The organism is Geobacillus sp. YHL (genome assembly GCF_022341265.1).
Taxonomy (GTDB): Bacteria; Bacillota; Bacilli; order Bacillales; family Anoxybacillaceae; genus Geobacillus; species Geobacillus thermoleovorans.
This window is the reverse complement of the sequence record NZ_JAEIGB010000024.1, coordinates 21,677-45,775: the sequence shown is the minus strand read 5'-3', so window position 1 is coordinate 45,775 and position 24,099 is coordinate 21,677. Positions and strand designations below refer to the sequence as shown.

The 24,099-nt window shown below is 51.3% G+C and carries 22 protein-coding genes and 3 pseudogenes; 10 read left to right on the top strand and 15 right to left on the bottom strand.

All coding sequences use genetic code 11. The features are described 5' to 3' along the window. A partial coding sequence (locus JCR24_RS15435; RefSeq protein ID WP_238980926.1) for a hypothetical protein occupies positions 1 to 204 on the top strand: 204 nt, incomplete at its 5' end. Between the two features lie 70 nt (positions 205 to 274). Here the strand turns inward: JCR24_RS15435 and hxlB are convergent. The 3 genes and pseudogenes from hxlB to JCR24_RS15420 all read right to left on the bottom strand — a co-directional run. Continuing rightward, entirely contained in the window at positions 275 to 832 is a 558-nt protein-coding gene (hxlB, locus tag JCR24_RS15430) for a 6-phospho-3-hexuloisomerase (protein ID WP_238980925.1), read from the bottom strand. A 3-nt stretch (positions 833 to 835) separates the two neighbouring features. After that, complete coding sequence (gene hxlA, locus JCR24_RS15425; RefSeq protein WP_015375155.1) at positions 836 to 1,471, bottom strand: 3-hexulose-6-phosphate synthase; 636 nt, start codon at positions 1,469 to 1,471, stop codon at positions 836 to 838. A 413-nt stretch (positions 1,472 to 1,884) separates the two neighbouring features. Beyond that, a pseudogene (locus JCR24_RS15420) lies at positions 1,885 to 1,956 on the bottom strand (DUF4004 family protein); the annotation flags it as partial. 195 nt (positions 1,957 to 2,151) lie between these two features. Here JCR24_RS15420 and ade point away from each other — a divergent pair. The 3 genes from ade to JCR24_RS15405 all read left to right on the top strand — a co-directional run bounded on the left by ade (position 2,152) and on the right by JCR24_RS15405 (position 5,970). Beyond that, positions 2,152 to 3,885 (top strand): adenine deaminase, encoded by a 1,734-nt coding sequence (gene ade / locus JCR24_RS15415; RefSeq protein ID WP_238980924.1) that lies wholly within the window; start codon positions 2,152 to 2,154, stop codon positions 3,883 to 3,885. Positions 3,886 to 4,139: 254 nt separating this feature from the next. Continuing rightward, a complete protein-coding gene (locus tag JCR24_RS15410; RefSeq protein WP_238980923.1) occupies positions 4,140 to 5,246 on the top strand; it encodes a glycosyltransferase in 1,107 nt (368 codons plus the stop codon). A 256-nt stretch (positions 5,247 to 5,502) separates the two neighbouring features. Continuing rightward, positions 5,503 to 5,970 carry an exosporium glycoprotein BclB-related protein gene (locus JCR24_RS15405; RefSeq protein ID WP_238980922.1) on the top strand — a complete coding sequence of 156 codons (468 nt, stop codon included), beginning with the start codon at positions 5,503 to 5,505 and terminating at the stop codon, positions 5,968 to 5,970. Between the two features lie 693 nt (positions 5,971 to 6,663). Here JCR24_RS15405 and JCR24_RS15400 read toward each other — a convergent pair. Then, the gene (locus JCR24_RS15400) at positions 6,664 to 9,120 is read right to left on the bottom strand and encodes a DEAD/DEAH box helicase family protein (RefSeq protein ID WP_238980921.1); all 2,457 of its coding nucleotides are present in this window, start codon (positions 9,118 to 9,120) and stop codon (positions 6,664 to 6,666) included. Further along, positions 9,113 to 9,439 carry a nucleoside triphosphate pyrophosphohydrolase gene (locus JCR24_RS15395; RefSeq protein WP_238980920.1) on the bottom strand — a complete coding sequence of 109 codons (327 nt, stop codon included), beginning with the start codon at positions 9,437 to 9,439 and terminating at the stop codon, positions 9,113 to 9,115. Before JCR24_RS15395 ends, JCR24_RS15400 begins: the two co-directional genes overlap by 8 nt. A 201-nt stretch (positions 9,440 to 9,640) precedes the next feature. On the opposite strand from JCR24_RS15395, the gene JCR24_RS15390 reads away from it, so the two are divergent. From JCR24_RS15390 to JCR24_RS15375, 4 genes are all read left to right on the top strand, one after another. Further along, positions 9,641 to 9,793 (top strand): hypothetical protein, encoded by a 153-nt coding sequence (locus JCR24_RS15390; protein ID WP_231925947.1) that lies wholly within the window; start codon positions 9,641 to 9,643, stop codon positions 9,791 to 9,793. Next, entirely contained in the window at positions 9,759 to 10,055 is a 297-nt protein-coding gene (locus tag JCR24_RS15385) for a CBO0543 family protein (RefSeq protein WP_370643381.1), read from the top strand. The genes JCR24_RS15390 and JCR24_RS15385 overlap by 35 nt, the downstream gene beginning before the upstream one ends. A gap of 69 nt (positions 10,056 to 10,124) precedes the next feature. Continuing rightward, on the top strand, positions 10,125 to 10,457 hold the full coding sequence (locus tag JCR24_RS15380) for a hypothetical protein (protein WP_069304350.1): 333 nt from the start codon (positions 10,125 to 10,127) through the stop codon (positions 10,455 to 10,457). A gap of 151 nt (positions 10,458 to 10,608) precedes the next feature. Continuing rightward, positions 10,609 to 11,085 (top strand): CBO0543 family protein, encoded by a 477-nt coding sequence (locus JCR24_RS15375; protein ID WP_238980919.1) that lies wholly within the window; start codon positions 10,609 to 10,611, stop codon positions 11,083 to 11,085. A 168-nt stretch (positions 11,086 to 11,253) separates the two neighbouring features. On the opposite strand, the gene JCR24_RS15370 is transcribed toward JCR24_RS15375, so the two are convergent. From JCR24_RS15370 to JCR24_RS15350, 5 genes are all read right to left on the bottom strand, one after another. Continuing rightward, complete coding sequence (locus tag JCR24_RS15370) at positions 11,254 to 12,225, bottom strand: sugar phosphate isomerase/epimerase family protein (RefSeq protein ID WP_013144983.1); 972 nt, start codon at positions 12,223 to 12,225, stop codon at positions 11,254 to 11,256. Positions 12,226 to 12,338: 113 nt separating this feature from the next. Continuing rightward, positions 12,339 to 13,493, bottom strand: coding sequence for a Gfo/Idh/MocA family protein (locus JCR24_RS15365; RefSeq protein WP_238980918.1), 1,155 nt, complete (start codon positions 13,491 to 13,493; stop codon positions 12,339 to 12,341). After that, entirely contained in the window at positions 13,490 to 14,239 is a 750-nt protein-coding gene (locus tag JCR24_RS15360) for a ThuA domain-containing protein (RefSeq protein ID WP_238980917.1), read from the bottom strand. Before JCR24_RS15360 ends, JCR24_RS15365 begins: the two co-directional genes overlap by 4 nt. 117 nt (positions 14,240 to 14,356) lie before the next feature. Further along, positions 14,357 to 15,436 (bottom strand): Gfo/Idh/MocA family protein, encoded by a 1,080-nt coding sequence (locus JCR24_RS15355; protein WP_238980916.1) that lies wholly within the window; start codon positions 15,434 to 15,436, stop codon positions 14,357 to 14,359. 141 nt (positions 15,437 to 15,577) lie between these two features. After that, on the bottom strand, positions 15,578 to 16,591 hold the full coding sequence (locus JCR24_RS15350) for a LacI family DNA-binding transcriptional regulator (RefSeq protein ID WP_238980915.1): 1,014 nt from the start codon (positions 16,589 to 16,591) through the stop codon (positions 15,578 to 15,580). Positions 16,592 to 16,986: 395 nt separating this feature from the next. Here JCR24_RS15350 and JCR24_RS15345 point away from each other — a divergent pair. Both JCR24_RS15345 and JCR24_RS15340 read left to right on the top strand, forming a co-directional pair. Then, a pseudogene (locus tag JCR24_RS15345) lies at positions 16,987 to 17,404 on the top strand (RpnC/YadD family protein); the annotation flags it as partial. 205 nt (positions 17,405 to 17,609) lie between these two features. Beyond that, complete coding sequence (locus JCR24_RS15340; protein ID WP_238980914.1) at positions 17,610 to 18,047, top strand: GNAT family N-acetyltransferase; 438 nt, start codon at positions 17,610 to 17,612, stop codon at positions 18,045 to 18,047. 99 nt (positions 18,048 to 18,146) lie between these two features. On the opposite strand, the pseudogene JCR24_RS15335 reads toward JCR24_RS15340, so the two are convergent. The 5 genes and pseudogenes from JCR24_RS15335 to JCR24_RS15315 all read right to left on the bottom strand — a co-directional run bounded on the left by JCR24_RS15335 (position 18,147) and on the right by JCR24_RS15315 (position 23,949). After that, positions 18,147 to 19,443: pseudogene (locus JCR24_RS15335) on the bottom strand (MFS transporter). Between the two features lie 159 nt (positions 19,444 to 19,602). Further along, complete coding sequence (locus tag JCR24_RS15330; protein ID WP_238980912.1) at positions 19,603 to 20,049, bottom strand: MaoC/PaaZ C-terminal domain-containing protein; 447 nt, start codon at positions 20,047 to 20,049, stop codon at positions 19,603 to 19,605. 264 nt (positions 20,050 to 20,313) lie between these two features. Further along, on the bottom strand, positions 20,314 to 21,141 hold the full coding sequence (locus tag JCR24_RS15325) for a carbohydrate ABC transporter permease (protein ID WP_011231606.1): 828 nt from the start codon (positions 21,139 to 21,141) through the stop codon (positions 20,314 to 20,316). A gap of 15 nt (positions 21,142 to 21,156) precedes the next feature. Continuing rightward, positions 21,157 to 22,464 carry a carbohydrate ABC transporter permease gene (locus JCR24_RS15320; RefSeq protein ID WP_238980911.1) on the bottom strand — a complete coding sequence of 436 codons (1,308 nt, stop codon included), beginning with the start codon at positions 22,462 to 22,464 and terminating at the stop codon, positions 21,157 to 21,159. A 171-nt stretch (positions 22,465 to 22,635) separates the two neighbouring features. Next, a complete protein-coding gene (locus tag JCR24_RS15315; protein WP_197501134.1) occupies positions 22,636 to 23,949 on the bottom strand; it encodes an ABC transporter substrate-binding protein in 1,314 nt (437 codons plus the stop codon). Between the last annotated feature and the right edge of the window lie 150 nt (positions 23,950 to 24,099).

Here is a 24,099-nt window from a genome sequence, read left to right as displayed (position 1 = left end):
CCCCCCCCCCGCGTTCCGACTATAACCGATTTGATTTGTAATGATCATCGAGGGAATGCTGATAGTGGGAGAGCGGCTGATGTGCACGAAGGGAATGAACGATCATGGATCGATCACAAGAATCCAATCTCCCGATCAAAAAAAGACCGCAAAGCGTTTCTTAAAGAAAGCTTTGCGGCCTTCTCTCCTTTCCCCCGTGATTAAGTTGAAAATTTCGTTTAAATAGTTTAAAATTTCGAATGGTTAAAGATGTCTGCGCAGCATTCCTTATACTCTATTCCAGATTGGCGTGTCTTTTGAACATGGTATTGGAGTCCAATCCTTTTTTCTCCATGCATCTTAATATGACCGCATCATAAAACAGCAAGAGGGTTTGCTCAAAAAGCGATCCCATCGGCTGTATCGTTTTGTATCCGTTATCTGACTGGTCTTTAGGCGAGCCAGGCAATTTGACCGTGATATCAGCCAATTGTCCAATGGTCGATTCAGGGAAAATGGTCACTAACGCTACGGTTGCCCCTAAGCTTTTCGCTTTTTCAGCCATGGAAACTAAACTTCTCGTTTCCCCTGAACCCGATCCAATGATCAAAATGTCGTCTTGTTCTAGGTTAGGGGTGATGGTTTCGCCTACGACATAGGCGTCTAGCCCCATGTGCATCATTCGCATCGCAAAAGATTTGGACATAAATCCAGATCTGCCTGCGCCAGCTACAAAAATTTTCTTTGCTTCGAGAATCTCATTCACCAATTTTTCCGCTTCTCCCGCGGCGATTAAATCGGCTGTCCGATTTAACTCTTTGATGATTTCTCCTAAATATTGCGTAGCTTGCATCATTCATTCACCTTGTTGGATCATTTTTTTCATTTCAGCAGCTACAGCGCGTTTGTCTTCTTGGCCAGTAATACCGCCGCCTACGATGATAAGATCAGGTTTTGCTTTAATGACTTCAGGCAATGTGTTTAATTTAATGCCGCCTGCGATCGCAGTTTTTGCGTTTTTCACGACACGTTTGATTGTGGCAAGGTCTTCAAGAGAGTTTTTGCCGACTGCTTGAAGATCATAACCTGTGTGTACGCAAATATAGTCGACTCCAAACCCATCTACTTCTTTCGCTCGTTCTTCTAAATTTTTAACCCCGATCATGTCCACCAATATTTTTTTGCCTTGTTTTTTAGCTTCTTCCACAGCACCTTTGATGGACAAATCTTCAGCAACTCCAAGTATCGTGATAATGTCGGCTCCGGCTTCGGACGCTTTCATGACTTCATATGCGGCGGCATCCATGATTTTTAAGTCTGCCAATACTTTTAAGTGAGGAAATTCTTGTTTGATTTCTTTTACAGCTCTAAGACCTTCATTAATGATAACTGGAGTGCCGATTTCTACAATATCCACATACTCCTCAACTTCTTTTACTAATTGTTTCGCTTCTGGAATGTTTACGAGATCCAATGCTAATTGTAATTCCATGAATCCTTCACCTCTCATAAAAATTTTGCAGGTTGCATAAGCAGTAGTATTTTTATGTGTTTATCTCTTACACACTGATGAGTATACTATGTATGTTTTGTCTTTAAAAGTACGCACTTTATTTTTACATAGTATCAAAAAATACACTATTGTTCATTATGTATACTATTTGGGAAAGAGTGGCTCTCCATTTCCAGACAAATTTTATTTTGAAATGGCCCAAAAATAAGAAAAGCAATATGCTATCCATTGCTTGTGGCATTAACTGAAGAACTGTTTCTTTGTCAAGCCATATGTAAAAAGGGCTATCTCATCTTTGTGAGACAGCCCTAAAACGCCGGATTTTATTTCCTGAGTTCGACAGTTTTGAGGCCATTTCAGGCAAATGAACATGGCCAAAATGCTGTGATATCGCGGTAAAGCTGGCCGTACGAAATGCCCGTCAGCTCAAGCAGTTCTTTTTTCGAGATCAATTCTTGTTCCATGAGCCGCACACCCCCTTCCTTTTGTTAATTGCAACATAACATTGTTACATTACAAAGAGAGGCGAAAACAACAGCGCCATACGCATGGCAAAAAACGAACCAAAGCGGTTGACAACTTGTCAGCTGGCTCATTACAATGAAACCAATTTCCGCCGATGATCAGGCGATGGACATGAGGAAAGGAGAGTCAGCAGCATGAATTCGATCTTACAAAAACAGCTAGCCACCGCAGCGAAACAAACCGAAGCGGATCTCGTTGTCAAAAACGGGAAAATCGTCAACGTGTTCACGCGCGAAATCATCGAAGGAGACCTCGCCATTGCGGAAGGAATGATCGTCGGCATCGGGCGCTATGAGGGAAGGAAAACGATCGATGCCGAAGGGCGTTATATATGCCCGGGGCTGATTGACGGACACGTGCATATCGAATCGTCGATGGTGCCCCCGAGCGAATTCGCCCGCGTCGTTCTCCCGCATGGCGTGATGACCGTCATTGCCGATCCGCACGAAATCGCCAATGTCGCTGGCGTCCGCGGCATACAATTTATGCTCGACGATGCGAAACGGACGCCGCTCGATGTGTATATGATGCTGCCGTCGTGCGTGCCCGCCACTTCGTTCGAACATGCCGGAGCCTCCTTATCCGCTGCGGAACTGGCGCCGTTTTTCAACGATGAACGCGTTCTCGGATTGGCGGAAGTGATGGACTATCCGTCATTAAGGGAACAACACTCGTCGATGCTCGACAAACTGGCGCTCGCGGCAAACGCCAACCGCCTCATCGACGGCCACTTGGCCGGCCTTGATGCCAACGCCATCAACGTCTACCGAAGCGCCCGCATCCATACGGACCATGAATGCGTCACCGCCGACGAAGCGCTTGAACGCGTTCGCCGCGGCATGTACGTGCTCATTCGCCAAGGTTCGGTCGCCAAAGACCTCGAAAAGCTTCTTCCTGCCGTCACGGAGTACAACGCGCGCCGCTTTTTGTTTTGCACAGACGATAAACATCTCGACGACTTATGGTTCGAAGGCAGCGTCGACCACAACGTGCGGCTCGCTGTTCGCGCCGGTCTCGACCCGCTTCTTTCGATCCAAATGGCCACTTTAAACGCCGCCGAGTGCTACCGGTTGCCGACGAAGGGAGCTGTCACCCCGGGGTATGACGCCGACTTTTTGTTCGTTGAGGATTTGGAAACGCTGAAAATCTCTCACGTGTTTAAATCCGGAAAACAGGCGGCCGAGCAGGGGCAGGCCACATTCCGTTCCGAACGATCGGCTTGCGGCATTGAACCAACATTGCGGCAATCCATCCGTTGCCAACCGGTCACCGAAGCCGATCTTTGCATTCCGATGCGGAAAGGAAACAAAGCCCATGTCATTGAGATCATCCCAAACCATTTGCATACGAACCATCTTGTCACCGAAGTCGATGTCCGGGACGGGGCCTTTTCCCCTTCGGTCGAGCGGGATTTGCTGAAGCTTGTTGTCGTCGAACGCCATCGCGGCCTCGGCATTGGCCTTGGCATCGTCCGCGGTTTCGGATTCAAAGCAGGCGCCATCGCTTCTTCCATCGCGCACGATTCGCACCACACCATCGCCGTCGGCACAAACGACCGCGACCTCATCGTCGCCATTGAACAGCTCCGCCAACAACAAGGCGGGCTTGCCGTCGCCAAAGACGGAGCGGTGCTCGCTGGATTACCGCTTGAGATCGGCGGATTGATGACAAGAAAAGATTATACTGAAGTGTTAAATGGATTGAAACAGATCCATGAAGCGCTGGACTCGCTCGGCTCAAGCCATGCCTTCAACCCGTTTATCACACTGTCCTTCCTCGCCTTGCCGGTCATCCCGGAGCTCAAGCTGACCGACCAAGGGTTATTTGATGTGAACAAATGGGAATTCATTCCTATTGAAGCGGTTTAAACCCTCCTATTTGTGCTGACGCTTCGAAGCGATAAGATTTGGCGAGCACCCGCCTTACAGAAAGCTGCCACTTAAAGCCGACCCGCCAAAAAACCAAGTCCCTTCATCTCCTCCATTTATCAGCCAAGGGGATGAAGGGATTTTCTTCGCCCCGCCTATTTTTCTCTTTTTTACAGCGCCATGCGGCATTGGCATAAGCACATTCCTGCATGATTGTAAAGCAGCAACATGGTCGAAAGGAAGGTGCAAGGAAATTGATCACCATCAGCCTTTGCATGATCGTTAAAAATGAAGAAGATGTCCTTGCCCGCTGTTTGGACAGCGTCCGACATCTCGTGGACGAGATCGTGATTGTGGATACAGGGTCGACCGATCGCACGAAAGAAATCGCCCGATCCTACACCGCACGAGTCATCGACTTTCCTTGGAGCGATGATTTCTCTGCGGCGAGAAATTTCTCCTTTTCCCACGCCGCAATGGACTATATTTTTTGGCTGGACGCAGACGATATCCTGCCGGCAGAAGAGCAAACAAAATTTCTCACACTGAAGCACACCCTTCCGTCTGACATCGATTCAGTCACCATGATTTACAGCCTTGCCCAAGATGAATATGGGAAGACGATTTCGAGCGTCCGTCGAAACCGCCTCGTCAAACGGTCCAACCGCTTCCGATGGCATGGGATGGTTCATGAATATCTAGAAGTATGGGGAACGATTCTCAACAGCGATATTACCATTATTCATCAACCGAACCGCTGCGCTTCAGATCGAAATTTGCAAATTTATGAAAGGCAGTTGGCACAAGGAGCAGAATTTTCGCCAAGAGATCTCTTTTACTTCGCCAACGAACTGTTCGACCATCAACAATACGAGCGGGCCATTCAGTATTATGAACAGTTTTTGCAGACAAAAAAAGGGTGGGTGGAAGATTGCATCGCCGCCTGCGGAAAGTTGGCAGACTATTTTTACGCACTTGGTGATGAAGAACAGGCATTTCGATATGTGTACCAATCTTTCGAATACGATACCCCTCGGGCTGAATGCTGCTGCCGGCTCGGCTATTACTTTCTTCAGCGCAAGCAATATCGGCTTGCCGCATTTTGGTACCATTTAGCCACTCAGCTCACAATGCCTTCCGACAGCTGGGGATTTGTTCATCATGCTTGTTGGACTTGGCTTCCCCACTTGCAGCTTTGTGTATGTTACTTTTACATGGGCGAGTACGAGTTAGCATACCAACATAACGAAAAAGCCAAACAATACGTTCCTCAGCATCCCGCAGTGTTGCACAACGAATGCTTGCTGCAATCCATTCTCGCCGCCGAAAGCACGTTCCACCAAGCCGATGAATCGCGATGAAAGGAGGTTATGCCGCTTGTCTGACCGACGTCCTATTCGAGTAAAATGTCTTTCCCCTTTATGCGGAACATGGCCGCCGATTGTAAAAATCTATACCGGACCAACAGGACCGACGGGGCCTACAGGACCCACCGGACCTCAAGGACCCACGGGACCCATCGGACCCCAAGGACCCACCGGACCTCAAGGACCGACTGGACCTACGGGGCCTGCTGGAGCAGGAGCCATCATTCCATTCGCTTCTGGAACAACGGTTGTGTTGACCGCCACTATAGCTGATTTGGCCGACACCGCAAGTTTGATCGGATTTGGCAACGCTGCTTCGAGCATCAGCTTAGTAGGGGGAACGATAAACCTTGGCGGGACATCGAATTTTTCCTTTACCGTCCCGCGTTCAGGAATCATTACTGCTGTCGCAGCGAATTTTTCCGCCACAGCGGGCACAGCGCTTTTAGGAACGGCTACGATCCGCGCTCAATTGTATATCGCCACTTCTCCATCCAGCAACGTATTTTCGCCTATTCCCGGCACGCTCATTACATTAACGCCGTCGATCACCTTTCCCATCTCCCTAGTCCAAAACGCCAGCGGCATTGTCACAGGATTAAACGTGCCTGTTAATGCTGGCGACCGGCTGCTCATGGCGTTTTTCACCACCACTTCCGGCCTTTCAATCGCCGCTTCCGTCATGGGGTATGCGAGTGCAGGAGTGGCGATTAGTTAGCGCCTCACTGTGATACCAGGGATGCGCTCATTGGAGCGCTCAACTAAGGCCGCTGCAAACAAGCGGCCTTATAATCCCTCTCCGTTCAGATTAAACAAACATTAGAACAAAAAGGAATTTTCCTTTTTGAAAATTTAAATCCCTCTCCGTTCAGATCAAACTTGTGAAGGAGACGAATCATGAATTTGAGGCAACGCACTTTAAATCCCTCTCTGTTCAGATCAAACCCTATCAGTTACAAAATAATATTTATTGATGTAGCAAGCAATTCACGCTAATGCCTACGCATCAATTATACCGTATTTTGCAGTAAAGTAATAATCGTGTTTTTAATGTTACGCAAATAATGAAGCACTGCCCTTGATAAATCAAGATTTCTCCCATTCGTCCGCTAAAATACGGTTCACTGCAAATTCTTAAAGCTTAGAGGACTGGTGAAAAACGACCGATTTCCCCGAACCCGTTGCTTTCGGCTGAAAGAGAAACGTTGATTTTACAGGACTTCTCAATTTGAGAAGAGGCTTTGTTTTCTGCAATTTTTCACTAAATCACCAGTCTTCTAGAATGCCGGTGACAAACTGCTGTCACGAGCAAATCAACGGTATTTCGCCAAAAAGAAGGCTGATTCCACAGTTTTTCTCTAATTGAGAAACATGTGGAGATGGGAGTATTTTGTACTAAATCACCAACCTCTTAGTTCATCAAGCCTTCCTTTTTCTCAAAATACACATGCAACCGATACTCGCAAATCTCTTTTGTCCAGTTGTACAATATTTCTTCGTGTTCGCGCGCAATGGAAAACTGGAGAGCAAACACGTTGTTTTCAAAGGAAATCAGCCCCCTTGAACTGCCGCTCCATTTCGTCATTGGCATGCGGGCGATCAGTTTGCTCACCTTTTCCTCGTCGTACTGCCAAAGGCGTTTCGTTTCCCCATCGGAAAAATCAATGCGCTTCCGATATTCTTTTTCCGTTAAGTACCGGTGAAAGAACGCCGCCGCTTGTTGCGGGGTAATTGGCTCATGCCAGCCCGATGACCCGCGCTCCAGCATAGCTTTTAGGACCACCATTTTGTAGCTTTTCGACATCACCGTGCGCTCCACTTCAACAAGCCATGGTTCGTATTTTCGGAACACTTCCTTTTCCAGCTCCGACAACTCCCCTGCCCAATATAAAAAGCCGACATAAGATCCGAACTCTTGTTTGTATTCCGCTGCTTCACTTCGGCCATGGAGATGCAGTTCCAAATACGTCGGCCGTCTGCCAAGCTCCTGTTTCAGCTCCCGATAATCAGCAAGCAGCCGTTCTTTGCGCGGCTGGCGTTTTTTCTGCATCTCTTCGAGAAGATGGATGGCTTGTATATCAAGATGCAGTTCGCACGTTTCTGGAACGGTTGGCACAATGGGTTCCCGCGCCTTTTTCTTTGTCTCATCTCGCCACGTATCAAACAGACGCAGTTTGACATCCGCATTGCGGTAGTTTCCGATTAAGTCGATAATGACGCAATAGTCTTTCCCTTCATACAGCCGCAGCCCGCGCCCGACTTGCTGGGTGAAGACAGTTAATGATTCCGTCGGCCTTACAAATAAGAGCGTATCAACGGAAGGAATGTCCACTCCTTCATTGAATAAGTCCACGGTGAAAATAGCGTCCAATTCACGGCGCTCCAACATGGCAATGGCCTGCTGGCGCGAAATGACCGTCTGCTTTGAATGAAGGCTGACCGTCCGGTAGCCGCGGCGTTGGAAATATTCGGACAGGAAATCAGCTTGCCTGATCGATGAACAAAAAACAAGCGTCCTTGTTTTCTTATACTTCTCCCACGCTCGCAAAATCTTCTCTGCCATCTCCTCGCGAAGCTGCACTTGAAGCAATTCTTCCTCATCATAGCGATTGCCAAGCCACTTGATTTGCGAATAGTCTGTGTCGTCGTAGACCCCGTAATAATGGAAGGGAGCCAACCAACCGCGCTGCACCGCTTCGATAAAATCGATGCGATACGCGACATTTCCGTCGCAAAGGGCGTATACGTCTTTGTTGTCGCTCCGATCTGGAGTAGCAGTGATGCCAAGCAAAAATTTCGGCTGAAAATAACAAAGGACGCGGTCGTACGAGCGGGCCGCCGCATGATGGAACTCGTCGACAACAATCAAATCAAATGCGTCCGAGCGAAACGAATGCAAATGTTTTTTCATGCTCAACGTAAAGATCGAGGCAAATACCATGTCGGCATCTCTGTCTTTTTGGTTGCCATCGTACAGTCCTGCTGTCCGATCAGGAATCACGCGTTCAAACGAGCGCTTCGCTTGACGAAGAATTTCCTCACGATGGGCGATAAACAGCACCCGCGAAAAGCGGCGGGCAAAAAAGGCGGCCAAGTATGTTTTCCCGAGCCCAGTCGCCATGACCACCATCGCTTTGTCGTATCCTTCTTCATAGGCTGCTTCCAGCCGCTCCAACGCCTCAACTTGGGCAAAGCGCGGCTGGATCATTCCGTATGGCGCCGCCGCTTCATGGACAACATCGGTCTTGTCCGTCATCTCCTTCTCTTGCTTCTTCTCCGTTTCCGTCGGAAGCATCAGCTCAATTTCCTCAGTCTCCGCCCATATGCGGGCCAAATTGGGGTGCCGCTGATGGCAGCTTTGATACTCGTTTTCATAGTCAGCAACCGTTTCTCGATTGACCGGCACGGTTTCCGGGGCGTAAAACAGCTTTAAAAACTGCTCCATTGCTTCGGCAAATACATCCTCATCAACGCTCTTATCCAATCCAAGGTTCCACTCGACACCTTCAGTGAGCGCTGAACGGGACAAGTTGGAAGAACCGACAATGAAGTAGCCGCCTTCTGCATCTTCAAACAGGTACGCTTTCGGATGAAAGGATATGCCCTTGCTCCGATACAAGCGAACTTCAATGTCTGGATGGACGGATATGAGCTCGCGCAGCGCCTCTGGCTGGGTGACAAACAAGTAATCACCAACGCAAATTTTGATATCCGCCTCCCGCTCTGCAGCTGCCCGCAAACTGTCCTTCAACAGGTGAACGCCGGACTTCATGGCAAACGATGTCAGTATGTATATCGTCGACGAGCGTCCTATCTGTTCCTGCAACTTGTCGAGGAGGCGGTTGGAAATCAACTCCACCTTACTCATCGTGAACCTCAATCAAGAAAATTTTCTCCCGAAAGCCGCCGCGCTTCTCTGCCTTTTGGGCGCGGATTTGTTCCACTTGTTCGATCGAAGCGCCATGGCATTGGGCTAAAGCATGAATAATTTCCAATACATCTGCGAGTTCTTCAAGAGCCGCCTCATCCGTTTTCGCTTGGACGTATTCCTCAAGCTCCTCAAACGCTTTTTTCTGCAGTTCCTTTCGGTACTCTTCATCACCAAGTATGCGGGCGGTGAACGTTTTTCCTGACTGTTCAATAATGGTGGGAATGCGGTCACGGACGAGTTTGTTGTATATTGGCATGTTCATTCCTCCATTTACAAAACTATACTACTATTTTACAAAATTCCGCTTTTTTTTCATAGGACAGAACATACAGGAGACCATCATTTCTAAGTCCTATTGCGCTGTCGCAAAATGAAAACACGAAAAAATTCACATACTCCCCCCTCCCTCATCCCATACTAAAGAAAAATCGACATCATTCGCATCCAGGGGGCGATCATGGAACAATGGATTCTTTGGCTGCTTGCTGCGCTAGGCATCGGTTTGTTGGGGCTCAGCTTCCGTTTTCTTCCAACAAGGGAAGGTTCGATCGTGGCAGGGGCCGGGCTGCTCGAGTATCCGGTCCGTTTTTTTTGCTTCTTATACAAATAACAGCGTCATTTTTGAATATCTTCTCTATCCGGTTGTCAGTGTGTACGTCTATGCCACCTCGCGCCGGGCGCGCTGGCCGGGTGTGGCGGCGCAATGCGCGGGGTATGCGGCGGTGCTGACGGCCCTTGAGGTTGTCTTTGAACGGCATACGGATTTGATCGAATATCATGGTTGGAAGTGGGAATACTCACTCGTTACAATGTTTCTGTTGACGTTGGCCGTTCGGTTGCTCGCAGGGCGAATGCTGAGACGAAATGAGTGAGCCAGCATGTCTATTTTTGCCCATTTGGCGCTATACATATAGTATCATGTCCAAAAGGAGGCAAACGGGATGGTGCTGTTTGACATCAAACACCGCCTGTATTATGAAGCCATCAATTCCGCGCGTCCAAAAATGGCGCCGATCCGCCAAGACCGGGCGTGGGGGTATGTATGGAAGAACGTAAATGGCGAGCGGGTGAAGTTTTGGATCGATTTCCAGCGCGGACAGTATCTCTATTTTGAATATGGACGAAAATGGTATCGAGTGAAGTATTTGCAGGCGAACGGGCGGAAATCAGGCGAAGACATATTGAACGGGGCGATGATCGATTTGACGGTGGATGGGCATCGGCTACTGTTCATGAAAGGGCGCATCGGCCGTGAGACGGCGCACGCGATGTAAACGGGGGCTGCGCCTTGGGTGCCCTGCATGAATCGGTCTACAGCCGCGCTTGCGCCCATGCCTGATCAAACGCCCGGTGGATCTATGACATTCTGATCGGCCGCACAGCACAGGCTGGACAACAGAACCCCTGACAGGAGAGGATGAAGACATGGATCGAATCCACTTATGGGTGTTGCTGGCGCTGGGCCTCATCCTATTGGTTTTCAGCTTGCGCAAACCGCCCATTAAAGACGTGATTCTCGTGTTTTTATTGAAAGCTTATTTTTCCACCTTTTTCGGTGTCATTGTGGTCGAAAAGCATTTGCTCGACTATCCCGTGAGGTTTTTGGGGCAATACTTCGACACGAGCATCTTGTTTGAATACTTTCTGTATCCGATCATGTGTGTGTATTTTTATCGAACATCGTACCATTCGAGCTTTTTCGGCATTGTCGGACAATGCGCCTTGTATACAGCCGCTTTGACATTCGTGGAAGTTCTTTATGAAAGGCATACCAATTTGATTCGATATCATGCGTGGACATGGATGCATTCGTATGTAACCATTTTCCTTCTATCGTTTTCTGTTCGGATGCTGATGAAGTGGATCAACCGCCGGGAAGAGTCCGTCCACTGGCGTCCATGACCTCACCAAAGCGCCCGAACGGACAAGAGGCAACGACGGCTTCCCGCCAGAAACCGTTTGCGGCTGGACGAATGTCCGTATGCGAACACGCGAGATCCTCTTGGCGGCAGATGTCAAAGCAAGCATACAGGCGGCAAAGAGCGCCTCGGTCTCCTTGCCGCCTTCTTTTTATGCCCACCACATCTCCGGCAGTTCTTCTTTGAACAACACCTTTTTCAAGAGGGCGACGGCCTTTGACAGCCCTTCATCGATCGAAGCGAGCATATCTTCGTGTTCGATTGACAGCACGTAGTCGTAGCCGACGGCGCGCAGGGCGCTGACGATGTCGCGCCACATTTTTTCGCTTTGCCCGTAGCCGACGGTGCGGAACACCCATGAGCGATCGAGAATTTGGCTGTAATGTTTCGTATCGAGCACGCCGTTTTTGCGGATGTTCGCTTCATCTAAGTACGTGTCTTTCGCATGGACGTGGAAAATCGCTTTTTCGCGGCCGAGCAGTTTGATCGCCTCAACCGGGTCGATGCCTTGCCAAAGCAAGTGGCTCGGGTCAAAGTTGGCGCCGATCGCTTCACCGACGTGTTCGCGCAGTTTGAGGAGCGTTTCCGGGTTGTAGACGACGAAGCCCGGATGCATTTCAAAGGCGATTTGCGTGATGCCGTGCTCCTTGGCGAACGCTGCTTCTTCACGCCAGTACGGGATGACGACTTCTTCCCATTGCCATTTTAAAATTTCCAAGTAATCCGGCGGCCAGGAGCACGTGACCCAGTTTGGGTATTTGGCGCCGGGATGGTCGCCCGGGCAGCCGGAGAAGGCGTTGATGACCGGGACTTCAAGCTGCTCAGCGAGCCTGACCGTTTTCCTCCATGTATCATGCGACTGTTTCGCGAACGCTTTGTCCGGATGAAGCGGGTTGCCATGGCAGCTTAAGGCGCTGATCACAAGGCCGCGGTCGGCGACGGCTTTTTTCAGAGCTTTGATTTTTTCCGGCTGGTCCAAAAGTGCATCAGGATCGCAATGGGCGTTGCCCGGGTAATTGCCGGTGCCAAGCTCAACGGCCTCAATGCCCATGGCGGCGACTTTGTCGAGCATGTCTTCCAACGGCAGCTGTTGATACAAGACGGTAAATACGCCTACTTTCATCTCGTTCTTCTCCCCTTTCTAGCGGTGTGAAGCCGGCCGGTCGGCGGCCGGCCCCCCCGTGTCGTTTTGTTTTGGCGCGCCGTTCGCGCCCGTGCTGGCCGCGCTGACGCCGCTTATTCCGCCACCCGCACCCACCGTTTGGTGCGATGGCTTTCCAAAATGGCGTCAACGATCGCCATCGTGCGATGGCCGTCGGCGATCGTCGCAAACGGCAGTTCCCCGAGCGCCTCGCCGCGTTGTTTCCGGATGATGGCGCTGTAAAAATCACGGAACAGGTTTTTCAGCCCGTCCGGCCAGCCTTCCTCATGGCCGCCCGGATAATGGGCGTAAGCGGCGGCTTGCGGCGACAAGAGTGCTGGGTCGCGGACGATTTCTTCGTTCGGGCCGTTGCGGCGCCCGACCCAGAGGCGGTTCGGGTGCTCTTGGTCCCAGGCGAGCGTCATGGCATCGGCGGCGATTTCAAAATAGAGCCGGTTTTTCCGGCCGGCGCTCACTTGGGAAATCGTAAACGCCCCATGGGTGCCGTCGTCAAAATGGACGAGCACGCTGCCGCCGTCTTCGGTGTCAATCTGGACTGGCTCCGCGTCTTGGTTGTTGCCGGATGTAAACGTGCTCCCTTCCTGTTTCGGCTTGTAGCGAACCGGATGGACGGTGCGCAAGTCGGCGAACACTTCGACGATGCGTTTTCCGAGCACGTATTGCACTGTGTCGCACCAGTGCGAACCGATGTCGGCGATGGCGCGCGACGGGCCGTTTTGCGCCGGCTCAAGCCGCCAGTTGTAGTCGGTGTCATACAAGAGCCAGTCTTGCACATAGCCGCCGTACACGAAATGGACGCGCTTCGCCTCACGGGCAAGCCGCTCTTTCACCTCGACAACGAGCGGGTAGTGGCGGTAGTTGAAGCAGACCGCGCTAAGGCTTTCGCTTTGTTCAGCGAGCCGCTTCAATTCCGCCGACTGTTCGCTGTCCATGGCGAGCGGCTTTTCCGACAATAAATGTTTTCCCGCCTCAAGCACCGCCTTGTTGATGGGAAAATGCGAAACGTTGCGCGTGCAGTTGTGAACGGCTTCGACGTCCGGGTCGTCAATTAAAGCGCGGTAGTCGCCGTATGCTTTCGGAATCCCGAACCGGCGCGCGGCTTCCTCTGCTTTTTCTTGGCTGCTTGAGGCGATGGCGACAATGTTCACCAACGGCAGGCGTCGAAGCGCCTCAATATGGGAAGAAGCGGAAAAGCCCGTGCCGATAATGCCGACGTTGATCGGTTTCACTGCGTCACTCCTCCTTGTTTCGCTTTGATCGGCTCCAGCGGCTTGACGTTGCCGAAGACGATTTCCCCGCGGTTGACCGGCGCGGCCCAGCTTACGGCGTTGGCGATCACTTTCAGCACATCCGGATGATGGTACGTCGGGTACGTTTCATGGCCAGGGCGGAAGTAGAAAATTTTCCCTTTCCCGCGCGTAAACGTGCAACCGCTGCGGAACACTTCTCCGCCTTCAAACCAGCTGATGAAAATCGTTTCGTCCGGCTCTGGGATGTCGAAAAACTCGCCGTACATTTCTTCCTGCTCAAGCTCGATGTACGGTCCGATTCCTTCCACGATCGGATGGCCCGGGGCGACGACCCAGAGACGCTCTTTTTCATCGGCTTCGCGCCATTTCAAATTGCATGTCGTCCCCATCAGCTTTTTGAAAATTTTCGAGAAATGGCCGGAATGAAGGACAATGAGCCCCATTCCTTCCAGCACGCGGCGGTGGACGCGTTCGACAACCTCATCTTTCACTTCATCATGGGCGATATGCCCCCACCAGACGAGGACGTCGCACCGGTCGAGCACCTCGTCGGTCAAGCCGTGCTCCGGTTCGTCCAAGACAGCGGTCGCGGCGTCAAATCCCGCTTCAGCCAGGTAGCGCGCGATGACAGTATGCATGCCTTCCGGATAAATGGCTCTTACCTGTTCATCTTTCTTTTCATGGCGAAATTCGTTCCAAACGACGACGCGGATCGGTGTGGTCATTCGCTGATCCCCCTGGTTCTTTCGGCCTGCCTGTATGCGGCTAGGCCGAGTGTTTTTTGGAATGTTTCTCCATGTTCGCGGCTCGTTGGGATGCCAGTGCGATTCATGGAGCGTTTCTCACCATTCGATGCGGACTTGCCGCCCTTGTTCAGATGATTCGTAAATCGCTTCCAACACTTTAGCGATCGTAAGCCCTTGTTCAGCGGTGCAAAGCGGCGGCGTGTTCTCGGCGATGCTCGTCAAGAAATGGTCAAGGAGCGCCACCCGCTCGCTCTGGTCATCAAAATGGAGCGTGACATCGGCCGGAACGCCGTGTTCGTTGCGGAACCATTTCACTTCTTGGCGGTTTCCGGCGATATTCCACTCCCAGCGCACGCCGCCTTCCGTGCCAAGAAACTCGACATATGCCCGCTCTTCTTCAATATGCGACGCCCAGCTCGTCTCAAGCAGCACCGTCGCGTCGTTTTCGAGCTGGATGAACGCCGAGGCGAAATCTTCGACCGTATAGGCGGCATCAGGCGCAAACGATGTTCCCGGCCATGCCCCTTGGCGGCGCGGGCCGAACTTCGCGTACGTTTTCCCCGTCACCGCGACCGGGTTCGGGTTCCCGAGCAGCCAAAGCGTCACATCGAGCATATGGACGCCCAAATCGATGAGCGGGCCGCCGCCGGAGCGTTCGCGGTCAAAAAACCACGCCCCCCATGCGGGAATGCCGCGGCGGCGCACCCAACCCGTTTTCGCGTAATAAATCTCACCGAACGCGCCAGATTGGATTCGCTCATGAAGCCATTGCGCCGCTTGGCGGAAGCGGTTGTTCAGCGCCACCATAAACTGCTTGCCTGATTCGTCTCGGGCGCGGATGATGGCGTCCGCCTCTTCCGCTTTGGTCACCATCGGCTTTTCGCAAAGAACGTGTTTTCCGGCCCGCAAACTGTCGACCGACACTTGGGCGTGCAAAAAATTCGGCACGGTAATGATGACGGCATCGACATCTGGTGAAGCGAGCAGTTCCTTGTAGTCGCAATACACTTCACGGATGCCGTACGTTTTCGCTTTTTCCACAGCCGCTTGTTCATTGACGTCGCAAATCGCCTGCAAGACGGCGCGCTCCGAAAGGTTTAGCGCCGCCTTGATGTGTTCATTGGAAATCCCTCCGGCTCCGATCAAGCCGAGGCGGATTGGAAGTGTGTTTCCCATGTCCTTTTCCCCCTTGCGCTCATTTGTTTTCTCTGTCCCATATGCTCCACCGATTCGCCGTCCGTTTTCTAAGTGATGTAATCGATTACATCACCATGCTAAAAAATCCGCCCGTTCCCCCGCACCGGACAGAGAGCGCTGTCAGCCCCTTTGCCCAGAGCGCTCTCCTCCACACGAATCGCGAATGACGAGCCGATCGGGAAGAACAAGCTGACGCCGCCGCGCGCTCGTTCCTTCAATGAGCGCAAGCAGCAATTCCATCGCCTTTTGCCCGATCTCAAACATCGGCTGGGCGATCGTCGTGAGGCTCGGTTCAAAAATCGAGGCCATTTGAATGTCGTCAAATCCGACAACGGCCACATCGTCGGGAACGCGTCCGCCTCGATGGCGAACCGCTTTGATCGCCCCAATCGCCATCTCATCGTTGGCGGCGAAAATCGCTGTCGGCGGCTTCTCAAGAGCGAGCAGCTTCAATGTCATGTTGTATCCCGATTCGTAGGAAAAGTCGCCTTCTTGCACAAGCGCGGCATCGACGTCGATGTCATGCTGCGCCAATGCTTGGTAGTAGCCGCGCAGCCGGTCGCGGCTTAAAATGATGTTCATTGGCCCGGACAGGTGGGCAATGCGGCGATGGCCGAGACGGATCAAGTGTTCTGTCGCCTTGCGGGCGCTGCTGATGTTGTCGATCGAAACGGTCGGGATGTCCGCCCCTTCCAAATACTCGCACGCCAAGACGATCGGAAACTGCCGCGCCATCTCTTCCACCAGCTCTTTGCGGATGCGGGCGGTCAAAAAAATCATCCCGTCGACTTGCCGCTGCGGCAGCAAATTCAAATACTGCTCCTCAAGCCGGACATCGTTTTGCGTATCGCCAAGCAGCACCTGATAGCCGTGCTCGAGGGCGACCGCTTCAATGCCGCGCAGCACCTTCGAGAAAAACGGATTCGTAATATCGGGCACGACGACGAGCACCGTCTCGGTCTCCATCCGCCGCAAATACCGGCCGAGCACGTTCGGCTGGTAGTTCAGCGCTTCAATGGCTTCGAGCACGCGCTGCCTTGTCTCTTCAGTGACGTTGCCCGCGTTGCGCAGCACGCGCGACACGGTGGCCGTCGATACGTTCGCCCGTTTCGCCACGTCTTTTATGCTTGCCATTCGTTATAGTCCTCTCAGTTATGTAATCGATTACATTTTCATCGTATATGAAAGACAGGGCGGTTGTCAAGCGTTGTTTTTTCGATCCGTCTTAGACATGGTTTGCCCCTTTCTCATATAAAGAAATGGATTTTTATCATCCCGCACCGGGAAGACCTCCACTTCCACGCATAAGCGTAAGTATGGGATGAATCGATGCCCCCACCTTCAAGCGCAAGCGCAGGTGGGACAGCGTTCAACACTTCGTCTCTATAAAAGACGTATCACATGATGAATCCAAGCATTGTCCAAGACTAGCGCACCCCCGCTCTTTCGACAAGAACCAAAAGTTCAGGAACATTTGTGGTGCTGGCAGGTCGGTGCTTGGATGACGGGAAGCCAATACAAAACAGAATCTTGGCAAAATGGGGTATACTGAAAATGAGAAAGTCGAGTTGAAAAAAGAGTTTTTGCGCATGTTGGTGCGATTGGAGCTGGATGAAGCGAGGCAGCGGCTGCTCTTGGGCTTTTTTGAAACGTATGTGAAGTTTGTCGGAGGAGGAAGAACAGCAACTGCAAAGAGAGGTGAAGGCGATGGAAACGAAAGAAAGAGAAAAAGTGTTGGAGCTGATCATTTCCTATGAGCAAAAAGGAAGGAAAGAAGGATTGGAAGAAGGGATCAAACGCGGGATTCAACAAGGGATCAAGCAAGGAATGAAACAAGGAATGAAGCAACTAATCCGCAACATGGCGCGCAAAGGAATGACGGTGGAAGACATTGCCCGGTTGGTGGATCTTCCAGAGAAAGATGTTCGGGGATTGCTTGAAAAGTAGGGAAATCAAAAGCAAGTGGATGGCCCTGGAAAATACCCAAGGAAGACGGTTGGCGGCGACAAGCGGCCAACCGATCGTCGTACGAACGGCATGGCCTAAAGATGCCCGGAGACCGCCGTGGTTGTGAAGACCGTGACTTTCGAAGATCCAGTGCTTAAAAAAAGCCTAACCAACAATCTATGAATAGTTGGGAGAGGGGAACTCCATGGAAATTAGAAAACCAAACGATTCGGAATACAAAAAGATTTTATCACTTACACCACAAGCATTATTCGAAGGCACATTAGGCGAAGCAAAACCGTCAGATGAAAAAGTCAAACAACTGATTGAGCCATTATTGCAGAAAGGGAGCTATTATTTGATCGCAACGGAAGACCATCATCTCATAGGTTGGATTTTAATCGGAGCAAGCCAAGACCCACTTAGTGAGAAAAGATATGGATTCATCTACGAGTTGTTTGTGTTAGAAGAATTTAGAGGAAAGGGAATTGCAAGGAAATTAATAGAAACCGGCATCGAACATCTGAAACAAGATGGATATTCAGAGGTTCGTTTGCGTGTATATGCAGGGAATCAAGCGATGAAACTGTATGAAACATTCGGATTCAAGCAGAAAACCATAATCATGAGCATGAACGTATAAGGCAAACATATCCGTCCATCGGCATCCTTAGCAGGCGACAGGAAGAAGCGCCCTTGCCTGAACGCAAAGGCGCCCATAATGGAGTTCAGTCTGATTAATCTAATCAATCGCCTGGCGCGCGCGGTCTTGAAGCATTTTCACCCCAGCCAGCGAAATCAAGCCCATGACGACGATATAGAAGGAGATGGCCGTGGCGCTGCCGTATTTGTGCAAAAGCCATGTGCTCACGAGCGGCGCTGGGCCGCCGGCGATGATCGATGCCAACTGGTAACCGAGCGAAGCGCCGCTGTAGCGCAAGCGCGTCGGGAAGTTTTCCGCGATCATGGCCGCCTGCGGGCCATACAGCATGCCGTGGAACACCATGGCCACGACCGTCGCCAAGAAGATCAGCCCGACACTTTTCGTATTGACAAGCCAATAATACGGAAACGCCCAAAGCATCAACAAAATCGTGCCCGTCATGTAGACGCGGCGGCGGCCCCACCGATCGGATAAATGGCCGGAATAGACGATCGAAAGCGCGTTGATCACCGCAGCGATAATCGTCACATTGACGAAAACGCTTTTTTCCATCCCCAAAAATGTCGTCCCATAGCTGACGATAAACGTGACAAAAATGTAGAATGACCCGTTTTCAATCACCCGCGCAAGCGCTGACCATAGAATTTCGCGCGGATGCTTGACCAGCACCTCGCCGACCGGCATCTTGCTCGTTTCTTGTTTTTTCATCGCTTCTTGGAACAGCGGCGATTCGAGCACTTTCAGCCGGATGTACAGCCCGATGGCGATGAGAAGGAAGCTTATGAGAAACGGAACGCGCCATCCCCACGCATAAAAGCTGTCGCCGCCCGCCGCAAGCATCAGCGTCGTCACAAGGGAAGAGGACAACAGCCCGAACGGCACGCCCATTTGCGGCAGCGAGGCCATAAACCCACGCCGTTTGCCTTCTTCCCACTCCATCGCAATCAAAATTGCGCCGCCCCATTCCCCGCCGACCCCGATGCCTTGAATGAGACGCAGCGCGGTCACCAGCACCGGCGCCCACAGGCCGATTTGCTCATAGGTCGGCATCAGGCCGATCAGCGCGGTCGCCAACCCCATCAGCAACAAAGTGGCCACCAACGTCGCCTTCCGCCCGATGCGGTCGCCGAAATGGCCGAAAATCGCGGCGCCGACCGGCCTGGCGATAAATCCTAACGCAAAGGTGGTAAAGGATTGCATCAGGGCGACGTACGAATCTCCCTCTGGAAAGAATAATTGTGGAAACACGAGAGCGGCCATCGTCCCGTAAAGGAAGAAATCGTACCATTCAATCGTCGTACCGACCACACTGGAAATCGCCGCCCGCTTTTTTTTGACGCTTCAATTCCACCGTATCCATCATCGTTACAGCCATTCACAACACCCCTTTCACGCAATCAAAGTGCGCGCATCTCATGGAAACGGAAAAACAAATGGATGATAGCAAAAAAACGAACATAATGTTAGCGCTTCCAAAAACAAACCGTCATGGACTCGTTTCTTTGTCAGACCGTCATGACGTTTCACAAGCCCGTCATGGAGCTTTCCCTTCCCGCGCTACAAGCACATGCACAACGGCATCAACGACCGTTTCTTCCCGCTGGTTGACAATCCGCTGATGCACCGTGACGAGCCCGGCTTCCTCGCCCCGTTCCGTCAACCGCTTCACTTCCGATTCCACGTAAATCGTATCGCCGATTTTCACCGGACGGACGAAGCGGAGCGCGTCGATGCCGTAAAAAGCGAGCACACATCCCGGCTCCATCACCCATAGTCCCGTCACCACCGACATTGTCAGCATCCCGTGGGCGATCCGTTCGCCAAACCGCGTCTGCCGTGCGTACTCGCGGTCGAGATGGAGCGGATAAAAATCACCGGAAACGCCGGCAAACTGCACAATATCAGCTTCGGTAATCGTCCGCCCGCGCGAACGGTGGCGCTCGCCAAGTGCATACTGTTCAAACGGACGGTCAAATCGCACGCCTTCCCCTCCTCTTGATTGGTCCAAAAAAGAGTAAAATGAAATTCCACCCCCTTCCGGTCTGACAGCTATATTTTTATAATATTCAGAATATTGTCTGTGTAGATTTTCCTTTGCGCATCCCTCCCCGTTAGCCGTCTGTCATTAACATATGAACGGAGTGGAGCGGATAGAACTGCTCCTCCTCTGTTTCGTGTTTCAAAATGGGCATTACCCCAAAAAACAAAAGGATGCTCGCTTGGCATCCTTTTTCACGTTCGTTCCTTATTCTTTTACCGAGCCGGACGTGAGCCCAGAGACGATGCGGCGCTGGAACAACAGCACCATGATGACGAGCGGGATCGTCACAATCACGGTGGCCGCGGAAATTTCGCCCCACGGGATCGTATACTGGCCTTGGAACATGGCAATGCCGACCGGAACGGTTTTGTATTTTTCCGCCGTATTGATCGTCAAGGCAAATAAAAATTCGTTCCATGCGGCAATGAAGACGAGAATGGACGTCGTAAACACCCCTGGCACAGCGAGCGGCAAAATGATTTTAAAATACGTCTGCATCGGCGTCGCCCCGTCCATTTTCGCCGCTTCTTCCAAATCAAACGGAATCTTGCGGAAAAAGGTGACCAACAGCCAAATCGACAACGGCAAGGCAAACGTCGTATACGGAATGATCAATCCCAAGTAGCTGTTCGTCAACCCGAATTTTTTCACAAACATGTAAATCGGAGAAATGGTGGCAATTTGCGGAAACATGGATACAGCCAACACCAAGCCGAGAATGACCGTCTTGCCTTTAAATTCAAGGCGCGCAATCGCATAAGCCGCAAACGCGGCGACAAAGACCGTATACACCGTCGTAATGGTCGCCACGACCGTGCTGTTCCATAAATAGCGCAAAAACGGGTAATTGACAAAGACCGACACATAGGATTTTAAGGTCGGATGGCTCGTAAACCAATCGAACGCTTTGTCGCCAAACAATTCGCTAAGCGGCTTAATGGAACTGAGCAAAACCCATAAAAACGGAAACATCACAAAGAACACAAACAGGGCCAAAAACACGTAAAAGAACGGACCGGCTTTTTTTTGCATCGTCTCACCCCTTCGTTATCGTTTGACGCTGGAGCCATCAGACAACAAATCTTTCCCAAGCCAGCGAATATAGATCATGGAAATCACCGCCACGCAGAGAAACACGATGACAGCGAGCGCCGATCCCGCACCGAAATTCGTCTGCGAGAACATGACTTTATACGCTAAAATGGAAATCGTTTCCGTCGAGTTCGCCGGCCCTCCGCCGGTTAAGACATAAATCAAGTCGAACACGCGGAACGCATCGAGCGTGCGGAACAACAACGCGACTAAAATGCTTGATTTTAACAGCGGCAGCGTGATTTTTGTGAATTGCTGCCATTTGGTGGCCCCGTCGATCGAGGCGGCCTCATACAACGAACTCGGGATCGTTTGCAGCCCGGCCAGCAGCAAAAGCGCCATATAAGGGGTTGTCTTCCATACATCGGCAAAAATGACCGCAAACATCGCCCCCGCTTCCGTCGTCAACAAATCTCCCATCCGGTCGACCAAACCGATTGTTTCAAAATAATGGGCGACAATGCCGTTTTGTCCATCATATAAAAATTTCCACATCAGCGCCGATACGGCAGTCGGAATCGCCCACGGAATCAAAATCGTCGCCCGCACCAACCCTCGTCCAAAAAAGGCCTTATTGATGAGCAACGCAATTCCGAGCCCTAACACCAGCTCAATGGCGACCGACACCACCGTAAAGAACGTCGTATTCCATAACGCTTTCCATAAGCGCATGTCGCTGAAGCTGTCCTTATAATGCTTGAGGCCGACAAAGTTCGGCTCGATCACAACCCCTTCGAGCCCTTCGGCCAAGCCGACGACTTTATCCGCCTGCTGCAGTTCGCCCGCTTTTTTCATCTCCTTAAGCGCTCGGACGACATCATGAACCGTGTCGGTCAGCCGCTCGGCCGTCTGTTTGTCCAGCTCGGCGATCTTCAGCTCATCGCTTGGCGTCTCGAAATTGTCGAGCACTTCGTTCACTTTGTCATATTGCCTTGCCACTTGATCATTCGAACGGATCGCCGCATCCAGTTTCGCGAGCTTTTGTTCGATTTGCGCCAACGTTTGTTTCGTTTGTCCATCCGCCGCCGCTATCTCCTGCTTAAGAGCGCTTTTGAGGAATGGATAGTTTTGCAGATATCCTTCCAGATCGAGGCTGTAACTCCAGTGAATCGACGATTTGGTCGGGTCGTTGAGCCGATAGTCGAACAAGCTGTAATAAAAAGACTGAATGACAGGCCAAATGGCAATCGCTAAAATGAGCAGCATGGCCGGTGCGACAAGCGAATAGCCTAATAGGCGCTCCATTCGCTTTTCATTCCTCATCGCTGTTCTCTCCCTTCTGCTTGGAAAAGGATATTAGCCTTCAGCACCGGGCAGATGACGGCCTGAAGGCTAATGAACCGAAAGTGGTCAAACAACGTGTTTGGCTGATGGGGGATTGGCCGGCGTTGGCCGGATTCAGATCGGCCACAAGCGCCGACCCAGTCATTCGCCTTACTTATTCAAGGCTACTTTCATTTCTTTTTCCATATTGGCCACGGCTTGTTCGACCGTCAGCTCCCCGGCCAGCGCTTTCGATACGTTGATTTGGATGATTTCGGAAATTTCCGGATAGTTCGGGACGACCGGGCGAGGCACAGCGGCGTTCAACGCATTGACAAATCCTTCTTCCGCAAAGAACGGATTGGCTTTTAAGACATCTGGATCTTTAAACAATTCCGGAAGCGTCGGCGCTAAGCCGCCATAAATCGCGGAAATTTTTTGCCCCTCCGGCCCCGTCATAAATTTGACAAATTCCCATGCTTCTTTCGGATGTTTCGAATATTTGTTGATCGCGGTCATCCAGCCGCCCAGCGCGGCAGCCGAACCTTTGTCTCCGGCCGGAAGCGGAGCCACGCCGACTTTGCCGACGATTTTCGATTGTTCTTTGTCGTTCGCTAGCGCGTATTGATAAGGCCAGTTGCGGATAAACGGCGATTGTCCTTCAATGAACGCGGTATGCGATTCTGGTTCAGTGAAGGTGGTGATGTTGCTCGGCACAACATCGGACTTGACGATTTCCACCATTTTCTTCAGCCCTTTGATCGTTTCCGGGCTGTTGATCATGACATTCCCGTTTTGATCGACGATTTGCCCGCCATAAGAGGCGATAAATTCAACCGCGTTGCACACCAATCCTTCATATTGTTTGGCCTGCATCAAATAGCCGAATTTCGTGCCGCCTTTTCCTTTCAGTTCTTTGGCCTCTTTTAAGAGTTCATCCCATGTTTTCGGCACTTTGTCCTTTGGCACCAGGTCGGTGCGATAGAACAGCATGCCGGCATCAATGAATTTCGGCATCGCCCATTGCTTGCCATTGAAGTTGCCGGCTGCGAGCGCCCCTTGGTTGTATTTACTGAGGTCAATGCCGTCTTTCTCAATAAAGCGGTCGAGCGGCAGCGTATAACCCGCTTGAGCAAACTCAGCCGGCCAAATGACGTCAAGATCCATGACATCGATTTCCGACGACTGCGCATTTAACATCGTGACATACGCATCATGCTGCTTTCCAGTGTCAGCCGGCATTTCGCGAAATTCCACATCGATGTTCGGGTGCGTTTTCTCGAACGCTTCAATGATTTTTTCGGTGGCTTTCGTGGAATCTTGGCCGCGGGCATAGACAATTTTCACTTTTTCAGACTGGCTCGTTTTCCCTTCTTCGTTTTTGCTGTCTTGACCCGTCTGGCTCTCGCTTTGGCCGCCGGAGCATGCCGCGAGCCCCATCGTAAGCGCTAACAAAACAGCTGATGTTTTTAACGTCTTTTTCATCGTCATTCTTCCCCTTTTAATTTTGGATTTGTCAAACACCGCATGGCATCGCGTATAGTGGTTGCTTCGACTGCCCCAATCACCTCCTGGACATGACATCGATTGACTTTTGACTTGGCATCCCCCACTGCTTGTCTATGCATCGATTGT